7 protein-coding genes are annotated in these 19,487 nt (G+C 61.1%); all 7 read right to left on the bottom strand.

The features are described from left to right. Positions 1–2 precede the first annotated feature (2 nt). On the bottom strand, positions 3–2,708 hold the full coding sequence (locus PVA48_RS02870; protein WP_423232207.1) for an SUMF1/EgtB/PvdO family nonheme iron enzyme: 2,706 nt from the start codon (positions 2,706–2,708) through the stop codon (positions 3–5). Further along, positions 2,603–3,547, bottom strand: coding sequence for a hypothetical protein (locus PVA48_RS02875; RefSeq protein WP_423232208.1), 945 nt, complete (start codon positions 3,545–3,547; stop codon positions 2,603–2,605). Before PVA48_RS02875 ends, PVA48_RS02870 begins: the two co-directional genes overlap by 106 nt. 443 nt (positions 3,548–3,990) lie before the next feature. Next, positions 3,991–5,262, bottom strand: a complete 1,272-nt coding sequence (locus tag PVA48_RS02880; RefSeq protein WP_102726390.1) for a peptidase U32 family protein — start codon at positions 5,260–5,262, stop codon at positions 3,991–3,993. An 11-nt stretch (positions 5,263–5,273) separates the two neighbouring features. Then, positions 5,274–5,906 carry a lactate utilization protein gene (locus tag PVA48_RS02885; protein WP_102721756.1) on the bottom strand — a complete coding sequence of 211 codons (633 nt, stop codon included), beginning with the start codon at positions 5,904–5,906 and terminating at the stop codon, positions 5,274–5,276. 59 nt (positions 5,907–5,965) lie between these two features. Further along, the gene (gyrA, locus tag PVA48_RS02890) at positions 5,966–8,587 is read right to left on the bottom strand and encodes a DNA gyrase subunit A (RefSeq protein WP_022397204.1); all 2,622 of its coding nucleotides are present in this window, start codon (positions 8,585–8,587) and stop codon (positions 5,966–5,968) included. A 23-nt stretch (positions 8,588–8,610) separates the two neighbouring features. Continuing rightward, positions 8,611–11,169, bottom strand: coding sequence for a DNA topoisomerase (ATP-hydrolyzing) subunit B (gene gyrB / locus PVA48_RS02895; protein WP_423232209.1), 2,559 nt, complete (start codon positions 11,167–11,169; stop codon positions 8,611–8,613). Between the two features lie 444 nt (positions 11,170–11,613). After that, positions 11,614–19,473, bottom strand: a complete 7,860-nt coding sequence (locus tag PVA48_RS02900; protein ID WP_423232210.1) for an autotransporter-associated beta strand repeat-containing protein — start codon at positions 19,471–19,473, stop codon at positions 11,614–11,616. Positions 19,474–19,487: the final 14 nt, after the last annotated feature.

A 19,487-nucleotide genomic window follows, 5' to 3' on the forward strand; every position in this document is an offset into this window, starting at 1 on the left:
ATTCAGTCTTCTATCATCACGCGGAACCCCACGTTGTACACGGGCCGCCAGCTGGGATACCCCCAGCGCCAGGAGGACGTGGCCCGCCGGGGGCGGTCATACCAGGAACCGCCGCGCACGGCACGGGGAACGCGGGAGTCCAGGCTTTCATTGCGCCCGTCCCCTTCCTTCCACGGGTAGGGCCTGTATTCGGAACGGGTCCATTCCGCGGCGTTTCCGATCATGTCGTACAGTCCGTAGGCATTCGGCTTGTAGCTCTTGACGGGGGCCAGATGAAGCTTCCCGTCATTATATTTTTCATCCCGCGGCACGAAGTCCCAGAAACGGTTGGGATTTTTAATCGGCTTGGGGTCCACGCCGGAGACGGCAAGCTCCTTCAGCGTCACATCCCCCAGGTTGGCGTATGAGGAGAAGTCCGCATCCCGTTCCCCGAAGAAGAAGTCCGTATCCGCTCCGCCCCTGGCCGCGTATTCCCACTGCGCTTCCGTGGGCAGCGTCACCTTTTTCCCGGTTTTCCCGGAAAGCCAGCGGCAGAATTCCATGGCCCTGGTCCACGGCACCCGGACGGCCGGAAAACGCGGATCGGCATCCATGTCGTAGCCGGGCCTCACCTGGTCCTTGTAGTGCATGTCGTACCATCCATTGAGGTATTCCGGGTCAAAGCGGCGGTATTGCTCCAGCGTCACTTCCGCCTCTCCCATCCAGAACGGTTGTTCAATCTCCACCGGGGAGGCGGGTTTTTCCGCCGGGGTTTCCCGTTCACTTCCCATCCTGAATTTTCCCGCGGGAATGCGGCGGAACGTCATGCTTACGCTACCCCCCAAATCCACGGACAGCGTTTCATTCCGCGGTTCCGGGACGGGCACGCTTTTTTCACTGGCTCCCGGAACGGGCCTTTCCCCGTTGAAAACAGGTCCGCTGGCGTTTCTCCGGAACAGGGAATCCTTCATCGTCACGTAATTCCGTTCCGCTCCGGAGAATTGCCTGTGCAGGTCATAGCGGCGTTTCAGCAATCCTTCATTGCGCTCTCCCGGCCATTCGCCCAGGTAGGGGGCGTTCATGTCCATCCACGTGACCAGGCGGTTCCAGTCCTCCTGCGGCATCTCCACGCCGTGGTGCCCCTTTTTAAGGAGCTGGTAGAGTTCCGACGTATCCGCGAAGAACTCCGTGGGGGCCAGCCCCAGGTAGTTCCCCTCCGGACCGTTGCGGCGCACGTAGGGGTGCAGGTTCCAGTACGCGACGGACCCGGGAGCGGGAGCACCCTTGACGGCCTCCAATGTCATGAAGTCCGGGACTCCCGCGCGGGCCTTGTCTTCCGCGGTGTGGCAGCGGACGCAGTGGCGGTCCAGCACGGGCTGCACTTCATTCATGAAGGAGAAGGTGCGCGCCGGACCGTACCACGGGGTGATGGCGGCAGGCTTCTGCCGGGAGGCCATGACCGCCTTGGCGGGCGGCGCGTAGTTCTGCCGTTCATGGCAGCCGATGCAGCTTAACGTTTCCCCCGGCATGGCGGAAAACCAGCTCCGCATCAGCGCCAGGGCGCGTCCCTCCCCGTCCAGCACCTGGAGGGTCAGCGGCTGGTTGGCCGGAGCCGTAAAGATGGCGGAGCCGTCCGGATTCACGGGAACGGTGCCGTACAGCACCTTCAAGTCCCAGTTGCTTTCCATGCCCATGGCATAGTGGCTTCCGGTGTTGCGGGGGCTGTACTCGGACATGAACACGCGCAAGAATTTTGCCTCCCCCTTCGGCACTCCGGCCATGGAGCGGCCCCGGTACACGTCGGAGATATAGACCGTGGCCGTCTTGCTTTCCGGCTTCACGCGGTCATGGAGCACGGGCGGCTTTGTGCGCGGGCGCAGCGGCGCGGGGTCCGCATAAATGAAATAGGATGAAGCGGTCAGAGGGACAATGTTGTCGTACATGTCGCACCAGACCACATTAGTGACGCCCTTGTCTCCGGAGGGGGAGGAGACGGCCAGGAAGGTCTCCTCATTCAGCGGATACGGTTCCGCAAAATAGGGAGTTTTCAATCCATCCACCAACTGGTCCCTGGTGACGTTTTCCACGGGTTTTCCGTAGCCCGGGATTTTCTGCATGGCGCCCTCCGTGGCGGTACGGCCCCGGTTCACGTCAAAGATGACCAGTTCCCCAAGCCGCTTGACACCATGGTGCCCGCTCACAATGCCCGCGAACATGCCCGGCCTGCCGGGAAGCGGGCGGGCGTTGAACAGGCTGTTGGGCCAGTAGGAGTTGGAACCGTAGTATTCCTTCTGGTCGCTGCCGTCCGGATTCATGTGCATCAGCACGCGGCTGAAGTAGTGGGCGCTCTCCGTGTATTCCCAGCGCAGGAACATCACGCGGCCGTCCGGCAGCATGGCGGGGAACCAGTTGTTGTCCTGGTCAAAGGTGAGCCGCCGGGTCGTCTTCCTCTCCCGGTCGTAAAGGTGGATGTTCCCCACGTAGTCCACCCCGGTTACGCAGGGCACGCCCTGCATGCCGGAGGTGTTGACGAAGATGACGCGGCCGTCCGGCAGGTAGCAGGAGTTGTAGCTGTCCGTATCCGCCGGCATGTGGGCGGTGAGGGCTTCCGTTTTCCCGGTTTTCAGGTCCAGTTCAAAGACGTCCCAGGGCCTGTTTTCCTTCTTGCCGAAGCGGTTTCCGGTGAACATGAGCCTTTCCCCGGAAAAGTCCACTTCCAGATGCCCCATCCAGCGGTCGTCCCCCAGCAGCTGCGCCGCGGGGAGGAAGAGGAGATGCCGTTAAATTTCACGATGCCGCTGCGGTACGTGCGGCCCGGACCCGGCATGCTGGAGATTCCCTGCCAGTTGGCCGGGCGGTCATGATTGAAGGAGCTTTTTCCGGACGGGTTGAAACGCCGCACGCTCACCCATTCCCGCAGGGAGTCCTGTTCCGGCAGGGATTCAATAAGGGCCTTTTTCCGCAGTTCCACCAGTTCACGCAGTTGGTCCGCCTGCTCCGGCCCTGCCCGGTCCACCCACCGGTCCAGCGGCCCCAGCTTCTTCTCCCACTCATCCAGCCGGGCCAGGAAAACCTCAGCATCAGGGTACCGTTCCCCGTATTTTTCCCGGTTGCGTTTCACCGCGCGGCGGATGGCGGCCGCATCATAATAAGCCGTCAGTTTCTTCAGCCGGAGGAAGCGGACTTTTTCCAGAATGGCTTCCTGATGCTTCATCAGGCCGTCCCAGGAAGAAACGGCTCCCACCCGCTCCGCCGGAACGGAAAGGATTTCCGCCAGCGCGGCCCCGGCTTTCTGCCCGTCCGGCCATGCCTGGAACACGGGAGCCAGCAGCGCCATCGCATCCCCGCAGTCATCCGCGGCAGACGGATCGGAAAGGGAAGATACATGCTCCGCCGTCCGCGCCCATAATTGCTGCATCCATTGGTTTCTTCCCTCTGCGGAGGCCGCGAGCGGAATTCCGGACAATTCCCGCAGCCAGGGCTGCAGTCCGGAAGCGTGGAGTATTCCGGCTCCCAGTACGGCACAGCCGCAGGAGAGAAGGCGCAGGATGGAACATGAGTCAAACATGGCGTACAGTTTTACACTAGTACGCAGGAGAAATTCTTTTTCATTCAACGGGAATTTCCGTACCGATTAATTTTCTGCCTAATCAGCAGAGGGTGAGTCCATCATTAAATCCGTCCGGACTCTCAATTCCGGAATTCAATATCTGATTTTAAGGGAAGGAAGTTGTAGAAAAACGGCTCCGGCAGAAAGCGGCATGGGGAATCCTACCGCCCGTCCTCCATGCCCAGGATTTTTTTCATGGCAGGCCTGAATTCATTCTCCCATTGCTCCAACTGCCTGACGACGGGAATTAACGTCTTCCCGGACAGGGAACGGGAGAATGAGCAGCGGCATTTCTCCGTTCATCCCCGGCATCCGGGAAAAACAAGCGCCGGAGAAAGAGGGAACAGCCGTTTGCCTTTCTTCCGGCGGCCTTGTTGTTACATTCCTGCGGAATAGGAAGTTCAGGAGTCTTCCAGCGTGCGGGGGCGCAGCAGGTACACCTTGTCCCGGCGGCGCACCTGTTCCGGAACCGCCAGGTAGACGGTTTCCCCTTTTTGCGCGGCGTCCACGGGTTCCATGCCCGCCGCCGTCTCCCGCCGCATGGATTCCACTTCCACGCGGACGGCTCCCGTGGTGGGGCCTGCAATGAGGATGGTCTGCCCCGCGGACAAGCCGCCGGCTTCCAGGTAAAGGGCCGCCACCCCGTTCTTTTTATAAAAGTTTTCCACCTTGGCAATGTGGATTTTCAGCAGGGCGGCGCGGCTGTTGGCGGAACCGCTCCATTCCCCCCATTTCACGCCCAGGTAATATCCGCCCTGCCAGAATCCGCGGTTGAAGACAGATTCCAGCCGTTTCATCCACGCTTCCGCCCTGGCTGCGGAAAAGGTTCCGTCCAGGCATGCCTGGGCGGCCTCCCGGTACACGGAGGTGACCGTTCTGACGTAATCCGAGGAGCGGCCGCGCCCCTCCAGCTTCAGCACGGAGACGCCCGCGTCCAGAAGCTGGTCCAGCACCGGAACGGTGCACAGGTCCCGGGGAGACATCACGTATTTGTTGTCTATCACCAGTTCATTGCCCGTTTCCTCATCCGTCACGCGGTAGGCGCGGCGGCAGTTCTGGAAGCAGGCGCCCCGGTTGGCGGAAGAGTTGTAAGCGGCCAGGCTCATGTGGCATTTGCCGGACACGGCCACGCACAGCGCCCCGTGGGCAAAGATTTCCACCCGGAGCAGTTCCCCGGAGGGGGCCCTCACGTCCTCCTTCCGGATGGATTCAATGATGTGCCGGATTTGCGCCAGAGTGAGTTCCCGTGCCAGCACCACCACATCCGCGTACTGCGCGTAGAACCTGACGGAGGCCATGTTGCAGACGTTGGCCTGCACGGACATGTGGACTTCCAGCCCGATGGAGCGGGCATGGGCGATCACCGCCAGGTCGGAGGCGATGACGGCGTCCACTCCGGCCTTCCGGGCGGAGCCGCACAGGGCATGCACCGCCTCCAGCTCTTCATCATACACGATGATGTTCAGCGTCAGGTAGGCCTTAGCTCCCGCCTCATGGCAGCGGGCCACGATTTCCGGCAGGTCTTCCTCTGAAAAGTTGGCCGTGGCGCGGGAACGCATGTTCAGCTTCCCCACGCCGAAGTAGACGGAGTCCGCCCCGCCCTGCAACGCAGCGGCCAGGGATTCAAACGACCCCGCCGGGGCCATGATTTCTATCCGGGATTGAACGGGCATGGCAGAACGGCTCAGAGTCCTCCGGATTCCTCCGTCAGGATGACAGTGATCCTTCCCTTGGGGAAGCATTTGACAATGGACATATGGATGTTGCACAGGCGGTCCGGGGAGTTGCAGTCCGCACAGGTTCCCGTGTACATGCAGGGCGTCTTGAAGTCTTCATGGCGTTTGGCGTTCAGCGGGGCGATGCGGCGGATGCGTTCCCGCGCCTCCTCCGGCGTGGCCACCAGCTTGTTGGCTCCGGCCAGCAGAATGACGTGCCGTGGGCCGAACGCTACGGGAGCCACGCGGTTGCCCACCATGTCCACCCAGTGCAGGGTTGCCTTCATGCTGACGGCGTTGATTCCGGTCAGGAACAGGTCCGCCGTCATGCCGCGGCGGCGGATTTCCCATTTTTCCTCCCGGTCCATGTCCGGAAGAAAGCCGTCGTAAAATTGAATGTCCGGATTGGCCCGCAGGTCGTCAAGAATTCCCGTGGCCTTCAAGGTCATGGAGTCTCCGTAGGAGGCGGACGCCGGGTTGAACTCCCGCACCAGGCCGCGCATCACGCCTGCGGCTTCCTTCAGGCCCGGAACTACAAAGCATCTGAATCCGCGCCGTTCCAGGCGTTCGGCGCACTTTTGCAGGGAAAGGGTTTCTTCCATAAAAACGGCGGATGAAGAACCCCGCTCCGGCTGATTCCGGAGCGGGGTTCCATGTAGTTTTATTCTTCCGCAGGGGCTTCCGCTTCACCGGAATCTTCCCCGGCCTCCGCGTCTTCCGCTCCCTCCGCACCTTCCTCGTCTTCATCATCCGGAATGACGATGGAGATGTCCTGGATGGCTTCGCCGTCGTTCAGCGTCATGAGCTTCACGCCCTGGGTGGCGCGGCCCGTTTCGCGCACGGTGGCTACCTTGATGCGGACGGACTGCCCCGCCGTGGTCATGAGCATCAGTTCATCCTCCTCGGAAACGACCGTGGCGGATACCACCTTCCCGGTCTTGTCCGTGCAGTTCATGGTCTTGATGCCGGTGCCGCCGCGGCCCTGCGTGCGGTATTCGTCAAAGGAGGTGCGCTTGCCAAGGCCGTTTTCAGAGGCCACCAGCAGGGTTTTCTGCGGGTCCACAATGGCAAGGGCCACCACGTAGTCTCCCTCGCGCGGACGGATGCCGCGCACGCCGATGGTGTTGCGGCCCTGGGTGCGGAGGGCTTCCTCCGGGAAGCGGATGCTCATGCCGTCATGCGTGACGAGCACGATTTCATTTTCTCCGGTGGTGAGTTCCGCGTTCACCAGGGTGTTGCCTTCCTCCAGGTTGATGGCGATGATGCCGGCCTTGCGGTAGTTGACAAAGTCGTTCAGGCTGGTTTTCTTCACCGTGCCGTCCTTCGTCGCGAAGACCACGTTGCCGCTGCCTTCCGCAAAGGTGATGTCATTGCCCTTTTCATCCACCCGGCGTTCCAGGCGCAGGATGGCGGCGATGGCTTCCTCCGGCTGGAGGTCCAGCAGGTTCTTGATGTTGCGGCCCTGCGCGCTGCGCGCGGCCTCGTCAATTTCATACACGCGGTCCACGTACACGCGCCCGGTGTTCGTGAAGAACATCAGGTAGTCGTGGTTCTGGGCGGCGAAGAGGTGCTCGATGAAGTCCGCCTCCGCATCCTTTCTGGCCCCCTTGGTGGTGGCGGCCTTCACGCCCTTGCCCCCACGGGCCTGCACGCGGTATTCCGCGGAGTTGGTGCGCTTGATGTAGCCGCTGTGCGTGATGGTGACGATCATCGTGTCGTTCGGGATCAGGTCTTCAATGGCCATGTCCCCGGAGAAGGGAATGATGCGCGTGACGCGCGGCGTGGCGTACTTGTCCTTGATGGCCATGAGTTCATCCTTCACGATTCCCAGCACGCGGGATTCGTTCGCCAGGATGTCCAGATAGTCCTTGATGCGGACCAGCAGTTCCGCGTATTCCCCGGAAATCTTGTCGTTTTCCAGAGCGGTGAGCTGGTACAGGCGCAGGTCCAGGATGGAGTTTACCTGGCGTTCCGTAAAGATGTAGCGGTCCCCCTGCACGGAGGCCTGGGAACGGATCAGGATGCCCAGGCTTTCCGCCGTCTGCGTGGAGAAGGTGTAGTTCTGGAGGCGTTCGCGGGCTTCCTCCCTGTTCTTGGAGTCGCGGATGATGGTGATGAAGTCATCCATGTGGTGAAGGGCCAGCAGGAAGGCTTCCAGGCGTTCGGCGTCCTTTTCCGCATCCCCCAGCAGGTAGCGCGTGCGGCGCACGACCACCTCGCGGCGGTGCTCGATGTAGAAGTTGATGGCGTCCAGCATCGCGAGCGTCTTGGGGCGGTTGTCGTGAATCGCCAGCATGTTCACCGCAAAGGAGGTTTCCATGGAGGTGAGCTTGTAAAGCTGGTTCATGACCACCTGCGGGCGGGCGTCCCGCTTGAGTTCGATTTCAATGCAGGTTTTCTCGTCGGAAAGGTCGCGGATGCCGGAAATGTCCGTCAGGATCTTGTCCTTGTACAGTTCCGCGATGCGTTCCTGGAGGGCGGCGCGGTTCACGCCGTACGGCACTTCACGGATGATGAGGAGGTCCTTGCCGGAGTCCGTCATTTCCATGTCTATCTTCCCGCGGATGCGCACGGAGCCGCGCCCGGTGCGGAAGTAGTTGTCAATGCCGGAAAAGCCCAGCACGTCGCCCCCGGTGGGGAAGTCCGGTCCCTTGATGTACTGGCGCAGTTCATCCACCGTCATGAGCGGGTTGTCAATCACGGCGCAGATGCCGTCCACCACTTCCCCCAGGTTGTGCGGGGGCATGTTGGTTGCCATCCCCACGGCAATGCCCGTGCCGCCGTTGACCAACAGGTTCGGGAAGGCGGAGGGAAACACGGTGGGTTCCGTGTGCTCGTTGTCGTACGTGGGAACAAAGTCCACGGTGTCCTTGTCCAGGTCCGCCATCAGGGCCACGCCCATGCCGGAGAGCTTGGCTTCCGTGTATCGGGCGGCGGCGGGGGGGTCCCCGTCCGGCGTGCCGAAGTTGCCCTGCCCGATGACGAGGATGTCCCGCATGGACCAGTCCTGCGCCATGTTCACCAGGGTGCCGTAAATGGCGGCGTCCCCGTGCGGGTGGTAGTTACCCATGGTGTCACCCACGATTTTGGAGCATTTGCGGGTCTTCCCGCCGGGGGACAGGTTCAGTTCCTTCATGGCGTACAGGATACGCCTCTGGGAGGGCTTGAGGCCGTCTCTCACGTCCGGCAGGGCGCGGGAGATGATGACGGACATGGAGTAGTCCAGGAAAGAAGTGGAGAGCTCACTGGCTACGTCCACCGGTTTGATTCTATTGTTTTCCATGGTTCTGGGAGAAAGTGTAGGAATTAAACGTCAAGGTTGCGGACGTTGAGCGCGTGGTCCACGATGTAGTTCTTGCGGGGCTCCACCACGTCCCCCATCAGGATGGTGAACATTTCATCAGCCCTGACGGCGTTGTCGTCATTCAGGATGACGCGGAGCAGCTCCCGCCGTTCCGGGTCCATCGTCGTCTTGAACAGGTCCTTGGCGTCCATTTCACCCAGACCCTTGAATCGCGTGATTTCCACGCCGCGCTTGCCGATGGAGATGACGGATTCCAGAATGTCCATTACGGAGAAGAGGGCCGTGGTCCGTTCCTTGTCTCCTTCCCCTTCCACCAGTTCAAACAGGGGCGTATCCATGGATACGAGCATGTTCCCGGGGATGCCGAGTTCAGCCAGGCGCGTCAGGGCGCGCGCAATAGCCTTGGCCTCATGCAGTTCATGGGTGATGGAGCGGCGGCTGGGCCCTTCCCGGTCCGGGAGGGGGTTTTCCAGCAGTTCCTCTTCCGTGGGCATGCCGAAGATGAAGAGGTCCCTGTTTTCCTCGGAAAAGGCAGTGAGGGCTTCCATGTCATGGAAGAAGAGGATTTCCTCTTCGTTGCCGCTGCGCACCTTCACCAGGAATTCGGGGAAATCGCCGTTAGCCTCCCGGTGGCTGAGCAGGTCTTCCAGGGAGCCGCCCTGCGCCTGCATGGATTCCGTGTAGCGCTGGAGGTTGACCAGCGTTTCCAGAATGGCAGAGAGCTCGTCCGGCGTAAAGGAACGGGAACCGTCCGCAAAGCGGAGGGTCACGTCATTGACGGCCAGTTCAATCAGTTTGCGGTTCAGGGCTACGTCATCCTGCACGTATTCCTCCTTTTTCCTGCGGATGATGCGGTACAGGGGCGCCTGCGCGATGTACAGGTACCCGGCGCGGACAAGCTGCGGCATGTGGCGGCAGAAGAAGGTGAGAAGCAGGGTGCGGATGTGGGCGCCGTCCACGTCGGCGTCAGTCATGATGATGATCTTGTGGTAGCGCACGCGGTCCAGCTTGAAGGAGGCTTCATCGTCCCCTTCCCCGATCCCGGCGCCGATGGCCGTGATCATGTTCTGAATTTCCTTGCTCCCCAGCGCTTTGTCCAGGCGGGCCTTTTCCACGTTCAGCACCTTCCCGCGCAGGGGCAGGATGGCCTGCGTGCGGCGGTCGCGCCCCATCTTGGCGGAGCCGCCGGCGGAGTCACCTTCCACAATGAACAGTTCGCACTTGGCGGGGTCCCGGTCGGAGCAGTCCGCCAGCTTGCCGGGAAGGCCGCCGATGGAGAGGGCGCTCTTGCGGACCGTTTCGCGCGCCTTGCGGGCGGCTTCACGGGCCCGGGCGGCCGTGATGCTCTTTTCGATGATCTTCTTGGCCATCGCCGGGTTTTCCTCAAAGTACGTCTTGATTTCCTCGTACACGACGTTGCCCACCACGCCTTCAATCTCCGTGTTCACCAGCTTGTCCTTCGTCTGGGAGGAGAAGCGCGGGTTGGGCATCTTGACGGAGATGACCGCCACCAAGCCTTCGCGCACGTCCTCCCCGCTCAGGGAGGGGTCCTTTTCCTTCAGCAGGCCGTTCGCCTTCGCGTAGCCGTTGATGACGCGCGTCAGGGCGCCGCGGAAACCGGAAAGGTGCGTTCCGCCGTCCCCGTTGTAAATGGAGTTGGCAAAGCAGAGGATGTTCGTTTCATACGTATTGTTGTACTGGAACACCACGTCCACCAGGACGTCATCCTCCATCTTCTTGCCGTCGTACTCCACTTCCACCTTCCGGACGCCGGAAATGGAGATGGGTTCCTCATTGATCAATTCCTTGTTCCGGCCCAGCTGGCGCACGAATTCCACAATGCCTTCCTTATAGAAGAAGGTTTCCCGGCGCACCGGGGCCTCCCGCTCGTCAATCAGCTCGATGACCAGGCCGGGGTTCAGGAAAGCCAGTTCGCGCAGGCGCGTCGTCAGGCGGTCAAATTTGAACTCCGTGGTATCCGTGAAAATGGTGGAGTCCGGGAAAAAAGTGATCGTGGTGCCCGTGATTTCACAGGCGCAGGCGCCCACCGCGCGGAGGGGCTCGATCGTCTTGCCGCGTTCAAACTTGATCTGGTAGCGCTTGCCGTCGCGGCGCACTTCCGCCCTGAACCAGTCGGACAGGGCATTCACGCACTTGGCGCCCACCCCGTGCAAACCGCCGGAGTACTTGTAGGCGCCCTGGCCGAACTTGCCGCCCGCGTGCAGATTGGTCAGCACCAGTTCCACGGCGGGGATGCCGAACTTCGGGTGGATCTCCACCGGAATGCCGCGCCCGTTGTCCACAACGGAAATGGAGCCGTCCACATGGATCACAATGTCAATCTTGCTGCAATAGCCGGCCAGATGCTCGTCAATGGAGTTGTCCAGCACTTCAAATACGCAGTGGTGCAAGCCTCTTTCGTCAGGGTCCCCGATGTACATGCCGGGGCGCTTCCGCACGGCCTCCAGGCCCTCCAGTTTGTCAATCTGCGCGGCGCCGTATTCATGCTGCGCCGTCGTGGAAACGGTGGTTTCAACAACCTCGTTGGTATCTTCGGACATAACTGAAATATACTACGCTTATCTTAATTTTTTGCAAGACTAATGTTAGAAAACGCGTGCGCGCGCGTAGGGGCAACCCCCGCGAAAAGCCGCCGCAATCGCATAAAAAAGGCCCTATTCCACGCCTTCCGGATTTTTCTGACATCAGACAGCGGACGAGGGCGCGCAGGAGTATTCTGCGCCGTTTTATAGAATCGGAAGGGGCGTGCCGTGTGGAGGGCGGCGAGCGGCACGGGGAGAGTAGTGGACAAAATGGACTTGATGGACAGGATGGACACCATTTTCTTTTTCCATTCTGTCCTTTCAGCCCACACGGCCTATTACTCCGGAGGACGCTATTTCCTTACACAAGCAGGGCCGCCCCGGACAATGCCGGAACGACCCTGCTGGTTTGGAGAGCAGAGCGTCTCCGCTCCACTCTCAACTCTCAAACTTCAACTCTCCTTAGAAGTCATACCGGTAGCCCACGCTCCCGTTCACCGAGTTGGCTCCGTCACGGAAGTCCGCGTTCCCGTTGATGAAGACCGTTCCCTGCGTTCCCACCGGCACGCTCAGCCCCGCTCCGATTTGCAGAGCCGTCATTCCCACCTTCGCTCCTCTGACTCTCTGCGTGAAGCCGGGGTTGCCCAGCAGCGCCACATTGGTTTCTCCGCGGCGGTCGCCCATGTCCTGGGCCGCGTTCACCCGGAACTCAGCCAGCGCTTCTCGACCGAAGATGTTGCTGCCAATGAGCCCCATCCACCGGCCGCCCAGCGCAACCGTTCCCGTCGTCCATTCCTGCTTGCCTACGTTCAGGCCCGCGTTCCCCGCTCCCGTTTCCGTGTAGCCGTCCATTCTCGTGGTTACTACCGAGGCGTTGGCCAGGGGCTGCAGGATGCTGCTCTTGTCTTCATTGAGGTACACGTCGTAGGTCAGTTCATACATCGCTCCAAAGCCCCACCCGCTGGTGTTGCCCTGCGTCCTGTAGCTGCCTTCCCCGTAGTTGACCGTGCGGTTGAGCTTCGCGTCGTTCCACCCTCCCGTCAGGATCAATGTGTGCGCCCAGCGCTTGCTCTGGTAGCGCCCGAAGAGGTTGGCGTAGTAGCTGTCCAGGTGGCCGTCCGCAGAGTCCGCCGCGCTGGCCGTCAGGTCGCCGTAGTTGGCCGTGAAGGCCGCTCCCATGGTAAAATGGTCGCTGAGGTCCACGTCCATGCCCACGGTGCCGCCCCAGGTGGTGAGCTGGTAGCCGCTTTCATCCCCCCTGGTGTCCAGCTTGGCATAGGAGCCCGTGCCTTCCATCCACATGTGGAAGTAGGGGAGGTCTTCGTTGACGTAGGCGGGGTTGACGCCCATGAGGGTGGTGCGGTTCCTGATCCATCCCATCTGGTCGCGCAGGGCGTCCTTCTGGGCCGTTCCCAGCGCGTTGACCGTGCTGCCCGCTACGGCTGCCATCACCCGCTTCGCTTCCGAGGGGTTGGAAGACGTCAGGGCTCCTACGGCGTCATCCACCTTCTTGAGGATGGAGTCTGCGGCCAGGTCCCCGGGCAGGTTCCAGAGAAGTTCCGCACCGGCCCTGGAATTGACCGTATCCGCAAGACGGGCGTATTTATTGTCCTTGGATGCCGTAGCCACCAGAACGAGGTTGCCGTTTTCCATCACCAGGTACGCATCGTTTTCAAATTTCTTGAAGGCGGAGGAGGAGGGATCCAGCAGGATAGCCAGCCTGTCGCTTCCACCCAGGTCGATGGTTCCATCAGCATGCATGAGCGTGTAGCTGCCGTCCGCGCCCAGCGTCAGTTCATTCTTGCCGGTAGAGCTGAGGGTTATTTCCGCTCCCTGGCTGATGCTGATATTCCCGGTCACGCTGATGATGGGTCCGGCGTAGTCCGTGTTGAAGGTGAGGTTCGTGCTGGACCCGTCGCCCAGCGTCAGGCTGCTGAGGGTAAGAGCCGTATTGGCTCTCGGGTCTTCTACCGTGCCGCCCATCTTGATATTGAGGCGTCCCGTGTTGTTGATGGCCCAGTTGCTGCCGGCGGCGGTGATGACGTTTTCAAGCGTCTGCCCCGCATTGCCGGAGATGTTGAGCTGCCCACGGCCTTCCAGCGTGCCGCTGAAGACGGAACCGCTGCCCGAATTGCCGGTATTGACGGCCAGAGCGCCGCCATTGCTCTTCAAGGTTCCCTGGCCGCTGATTCCGGCAACGGTGTTGCCGGTGGTTGAACCAAGGTCAAGCGTTCCCGTGGAATCGCCGTTCTTTACCAGGTCCAGCAGTACGCCGCCCTGGAGGGAAGCCGTTCCGGAAAGGGCAAGCGTATCATGAAGGGCAAGCGTGCCGCTGCCCTGGATGGTGCTGGCGGAAAGGCTGCTGGCATCGTTAATGGTGAGGGTGGCTCCGCTGCCGATGTTCAGGTCCGCGCCTTCGCCGCTGTCCGTCAGGTCTCCCATGACGGTATTACGGTTGACATCCAGAACCACGCCTTCCGCCGTGCCTGCCAGCACCACATGGTTGAAGCTGCTGCCATCACCGTTCAGGGTGAGCGTGCCGCCTTCCATGCGGAGGGTGTCCGTCACAAAGGAGCCGTTGACCGTGAGCTTGCCCGCGTTCTGCTTGATGAAGGTGACCCCGTTTTCCCCAACGATGCTGCCGCCCATGATGGAGTCCGCCCCGGCATAATCGTCCGGTGCGGGCAGCCCCGTTTCCAGGCGTTCGTTGTTGAGGATGACAACGGCGTTGCCTCCGTCCGCATTGGTGTTTTCCACCTTCAGCGTGCTTCCCGTTGCGCCCAGCAGGTTGTTGATGACCGCGCCGTCGCCGTCGGTATCTCCGGGAGCTCCCGCCAACTGGACGGTGAGCGTCTTGTCCTGGGCGATCACCACGCCGGCGTACATGCCCAGCGTGCCGTAGTTCGTAACCGTATCGGGATCGGAGGAGGCGGTGCCGTCCACCATGTAAAGGCCGCTGACCTGTCCGCTGAGGACCAGGCTGCCGCCGTCAGTGCCCGTGACGCGGATGCCGTAGTTGGAAAGGATCTTGCTGAACTGGATGTCGCCCAGATTGGCGCATTCCAGCGTTCCGGTCGTGAGCGTCAGCCAGCTTTCCACCCCGGCGTCCTTGTGGGCGACGAGGGTGTTCACAATGGCGTCAATATCCAGATTGACCGTGGCGGAATCATTGATGACAAGCTTGCCGTCTCCCTGGTCAATGATGGCCGTACCGGCCGCTCCCTGGTTGACGTTGTCCGCGCCCAGGGTAAGGTTCAGCGTTTCCGTAGCTCCCGCACCCACCGTAATGTCTCCGGAGACGTTGGTGAGCTTGCCTCCGGCAGCCAGGGTGATGCCTTTCAGCATGTCGCCATTGGTGCCCCCCAGGTTGATGGCGGCGGCGGAGTCCACCACGATGCCCGCGGTGGCGCCTTCTCCCCGCGTCATGGCGGAGGTCAGTGATCCGTTAACGATTTTCAGCGTTCCCGCTCCGTTCAGCACGGTGCCGGCCCACTGGCCGGCCTTGTCCGCCGTGCCAAGCTGGACCACGGCGTCGGCATTCGTGATGCCGAGGGCTCCCGTAGCGGTATTGGCCTGATCCAGGATCAGGGTGCCCGTGCCTGCATGCGTCAGGTTGGAGTTGCCCTGCACCAGCGCATTCAGCACCAGTTCCGCGTTATTGTAATTGACGTTGTATTGTGCGGCCAGCCCGGCGTCCGCAGACCCCGTGTTGCCCGCCAGGATGGCGCCGTCTCCAAAGATGGCATTCCCCGCACCCGTGACGCTCGCGCCGCCGTTGCCGAAGTTCCAGACCTGGCGGCTGTTGTTGGCGGAGGTTTCATCGGTGGACAGGGTTCCCGTGAAGTCCTTGAGGGAGCCCGTGAGGATATTGGTCATCCGCACGTTCGTGGACATGCCCCATGCGCCTGAACCGGAAAGATTACCGGAGAAGGTGTACGTGGCGCCGGAAGAACCGTTCTGCACCGTGCCGTGGGTTGCGCCGATTTCAAAGTTGGCCGCCGTCGTGCCCGCGGAGAAATGGAAGCCCTTGCCGTCGATGAAAATGGTGCCGCCTCCCAGCGTATTCCCCGCGCCGAAAGCCGCCCAGTTGGCATTGGTACTCATATTTTCCCCGTTTCCGAGCAGTTCCAGACGGCCGGTGAAATTGGTATTGCCCGTATTGGAGATGTTGACCTGTCCCGCGGCATCCGCCGTCCCAATGGTGATGGTGCCCGCGCCGTTAAGCTGGGCGTGCAGGTTGACGGTTCCGCCGGAGAGGGCCAGAGAGGCGCCTTCACTTACGCGGACGATGGTGGCGTTATTGGGGTTCACGCCGATGGTCGCTCCGCCCGTGAAGGCAAGCGTTCCCTCTTCCACGGTGAGGTGGGCCAGGGTATTCCCGGAGTATCCCAGCGCCAGCGTGCCGTCCCCCGTCTTGGTCAGCGTGGTGCCCGCGCCCATGACGTCAGCCGTCAGTCCGGCCCAGGAGACAGTGTCCCCTGCCCCGATTACGGAAACGTTCAGGGCGCCTCCGTCTCCAACCTTGACGCGGCTGGAAACGTCATATCCCGTCACGTCCCTACCGGCGGCGGAGTCCGCATAAGCCAGCGTACCGCCGTTAAAGGTAATGTCACCCGCCGTACCCAGCGCGTCGTCCGCTCCGATGGTAAGAGTGCCTCCGTTGAGCACTGTGCCACCGGTGTAGGTATTCGCCAGGTTCAGGGTGACGTTGGCCGTGCCGTTCACGGTGAGCGTAGTGGGGGCAACGGAGTCCGCAATATAACCCGCGTTGTCCGGATCACTGACCAGCGTGTAAGTACCGCTGTTGAAGACGACGCTCTTGGGAGTCACGGTACCGGAGACCTTCACTTCACCCGCTTCCGCAGCGGAGAAATAGATTTCCTGGTCGTTCAGCGTGTCCACGCCCGTCAGCTTGGTGGTCCAGCCGTCAATGCTGGTGTTGATCCACTTGCGGTCCGTTCCGCCGTCCCAGACAAAACCGTTGTCTCCGCTGACGTCCACGACTTTCAGCACGAGCTGGTTGTTTTCCACCACGACGGAGTATTCAAAGCCTTCCCGGGTGATGTCCGGCGTCCAGGTGAAGGAATCCGTGGTCAGGCTGCCCGCCGCAGCCCACTGGGCCAGGACGTAGTCGGATGCTTCCAGTTCACCATAGTTGTTGATGGTCAGCGTGCAGTTGGCATCCGTCAGAGCCAGGGCCCCTGCCTGGATATTGATGATCGGGCCGTTTGCCACGACTCCAGTCATGTCAAAGGTCAGCGTAGCGCCGCTGTTCAGCGTCAGGGCGGAGGCCGTGGTCATTTTGGCGCCCGCGCCCATGGAGATGCTGCCCAGGGTCATGGCGTTCGCATTCGTGAATGCCAGCGTGCCGGCCTGGACGTTCGTCAAGCCCGTGTAGGTATTCTGTCCGGAGAGGGTCAGCGTGCCGGAACCGACTTTCGTCAAACCGCCGGCGCCGGAAAGGACGCCCCCGAGGGTGATGTTGGTGGAAGACTGGTCATTGTATGATTTGGTTCCCGCATCGTATTGGCGGGTATCAACCGTCACGTTGCCGGCAAGATTCATGTTATAGGCGGAGGACCAGCCTTCCGCCGCCGTCGTTCCCAGGGTCCCGGAATTCATGTTCAGGACAATCGTATTGGTATTGCCGGACGCAGTCATGCCTCCCGCTCCGAGAAGCAGGGAACCGCCATTCAGATTAATGGTGGCGCCCTTGGCGGCGGCTCCGGCCCAATTCTGCCCCAGATCCAGCGTCTGAGCCAGGACCATGCCGCCTTGTTCAATGTTCATGACCCCCTTCCCGTCACGGGAAATCCGCAGGGTGCCGGTAATGTTCATGAAAGCATCCTTCTTGACAGTGAGCGTCGTCGTCCCGTTGTATTCATTACGGCCGATGAAACTTCCAGCCGTCAGGGAAGCGCCGGAATCCAGCGTCCAGGAAGCAGCCGCATTCGCACCCGCCATCAAAGTATAGCTTCCCGTTATATTGACATCACCCTGTAAAACCGTTGTGCCGGCAGCAGATATCAGAGAACCGGCGCCGGTGATCGTGTTTCCGTAAGTTCCGGCGGAAAGCGTCAGGGTAGTTCCCGCGCCCACATCATATTTGACGCCAGTCAGCGCGGCCGTCGTCGTGCCGGAGGCATTCCCGCTCAGCTTCAGCGTACCCGTGGAATTGGCATTCAGGCGCGTGCCCAAGCCGTTCCACGTGCCCGTGGTCAGCTCCAGAATGGAATTGCCCTGGAGGAGAACCGTGCTTGTGCCCAGCGCGCCGGCATTGCCGACGACGAGCTTGCTGCCGTTATACAATACGGTGTTTCCGCTATAGGAGTTGGCATTGTTGATGGTCAGGGAAGCTCCGTCCAGCAGATTCAGCGTCGTATCCCCGGTAATGGAGCCGTCACCAGCAAAAATGAAATCCGTGCCGGAAACATTAATTTTACCCGGAGCAACATTCCCGACGATCGTTACAGTCTTGTTCACGTCCGCACCATCGGAGAAGTACACGGTCTGTCCATCGGCGTAAGCCGTGGGAGTGCCGTCAAGGTCCCAGGCGGTATTGGAGGTGTCCGTGTTCCAGTTGCCGCTCTTCCATCTCAGCAAGCCGTCCTTGTCGGACAGGGAGACGTACAGCGTATCATCGCTGACGGTGAATGTAGCCTTGTAAAGTTCAGCCGCGGAGCCGCCGAGCGTGAACATGGACGTATCCGTCATGCCCGTTCCGTGCAGGAGGGCATATTCCGTATTGGCGGTGACGGAGGAAAGGCCTATCTGGAGAGCCGTAGCGCCGGTGCCCGCCACTGAATTGACGGTTAATGCCGCGGTATCCGTACTCAGGGCTCCAAAGCTCAGGGAGCCTCCGTTCAGGGTCAGAGCAGCCGCCAAAGTAGCGGTGCCCCCGTCAAGATTGATGGTTCCCAGCGTAGAGCCGGCATCCAGGGAATAACCGTCTGCGGAAGTCACGGCTACGGTCAGGCCGCCGTTGATAAGAAGGGTCCCCTGCCCGATGACGCTGGAGTCCTTCACGGTCAGCGCGCCTTCCCTCAATTCCACCGTGCCGGTGAAACCAGGAACGGCGGCGGTTTCACCTTCCGCGGGAACCGGCACCTTGGCAGCTCCATTGAGCACCAGGGTGCCGGCGCCGATCTTCGTGAGCTTGCCGCTGCCGGTCAGGCCGGTATTAAAGGTAATGGTTCTTCCGGTTGTCTTGTCCCCGGCGTCCAGGGTATCCACATAACTTCCGTTGGAAGCCGCCAGCGTGATATAGGAGGGAGTGAACTCGTTATTGTAGGTCACGGACCAGTTGGCCGTGGCTCCCAGCGTTCCCATGCCGAGCGTAATTTCACTGCCGCTGGCAAAGTTAACGATGTTGCCGCCAAAGTTGACGCGGGCCGTTCCGGCCGTTGCGCTTCCCAACTGGAATCTCCCGCGGAATACTCCATTGCCATTGGCCCAGAAGTCCAGGCCGCCCAGGTTGGCCGTGCCGCTGGAAGCAAGGAAGGTCCCCGTTCCGCTGTACCCGAGGTTCAGCGCAGCGGAGCCGGTAAGAAGCCCCCCGTTAAGAGTAAGGGTGCTGCCGTTGTCCACGATAAAGCTGCGGCCGGTTCCGTGGTCGCTGTTGGTGCCCGTGACATTCAACTCGGCGCCGGTGTTGATGGAAAGGGTCCCGTTCTTGAGGAGCCGCACGTTCGTAGCGTTGACGACGGAACCGGAGTTGACCTGAATGGAACTGCTCGCCCAGTTGCTCGACATGCTGAGGGTTCCGATGGTGGCCTGCGAATTGGTGAGGGTGAAGCCCCCGATGCAGTAATTGACGGCCAAGCCGCCCAGGTTAACCGTATTGTTCAGGAAGGTTACACGGGGACCGTAACCGCCGGAAGCCTGGTCCAGCTGCATGGTTCCTGCATAGTCAACGTTGCCGGAGATATTCAGGTTGAGGTTTTCACTGCGGCGGAAGGTGATTGAACTATCCTGGGTGACGCCCGCTCCTCCTACGATGTCGGAGGCGATCGTGACCGTATCCGCGGCATTGTGGTTCATCAGGACGTACATGCCGCCTTCAACGACGATGCGGTCCGAAGGACGAATCGTTCCCGCTCCGGGGCGAATGATGAAATTGGCGCCGTTGCCGATATGCAGGGTTGCTCCGTTGAGCGTGTCCGCCGCAGGCTGGCTGGCCGTATTGGCGGCGTAATTGCCATATACGGTGATGTCCTTCAGCGTGGATCCAGGAGAAAGGGTGACGCTCCCGTCCGTATTGCCGAGCCAGACGGAAAGGGAGGAGTTCGTCCCGCCCATGACGGTGGAGGAGAAGGACTCCATGAGATGCGTGGCGT

Source organism: Akkermansia sp. JRP_AM1 (assembly GCF_049262625.1).
GTDB lineage: Bacteria > Verrucomicrobiota > Verrucomicrobiia > Verrucomicrobiales > Akkermansiaceae > Akkermansia > Akkermansia massiliensis.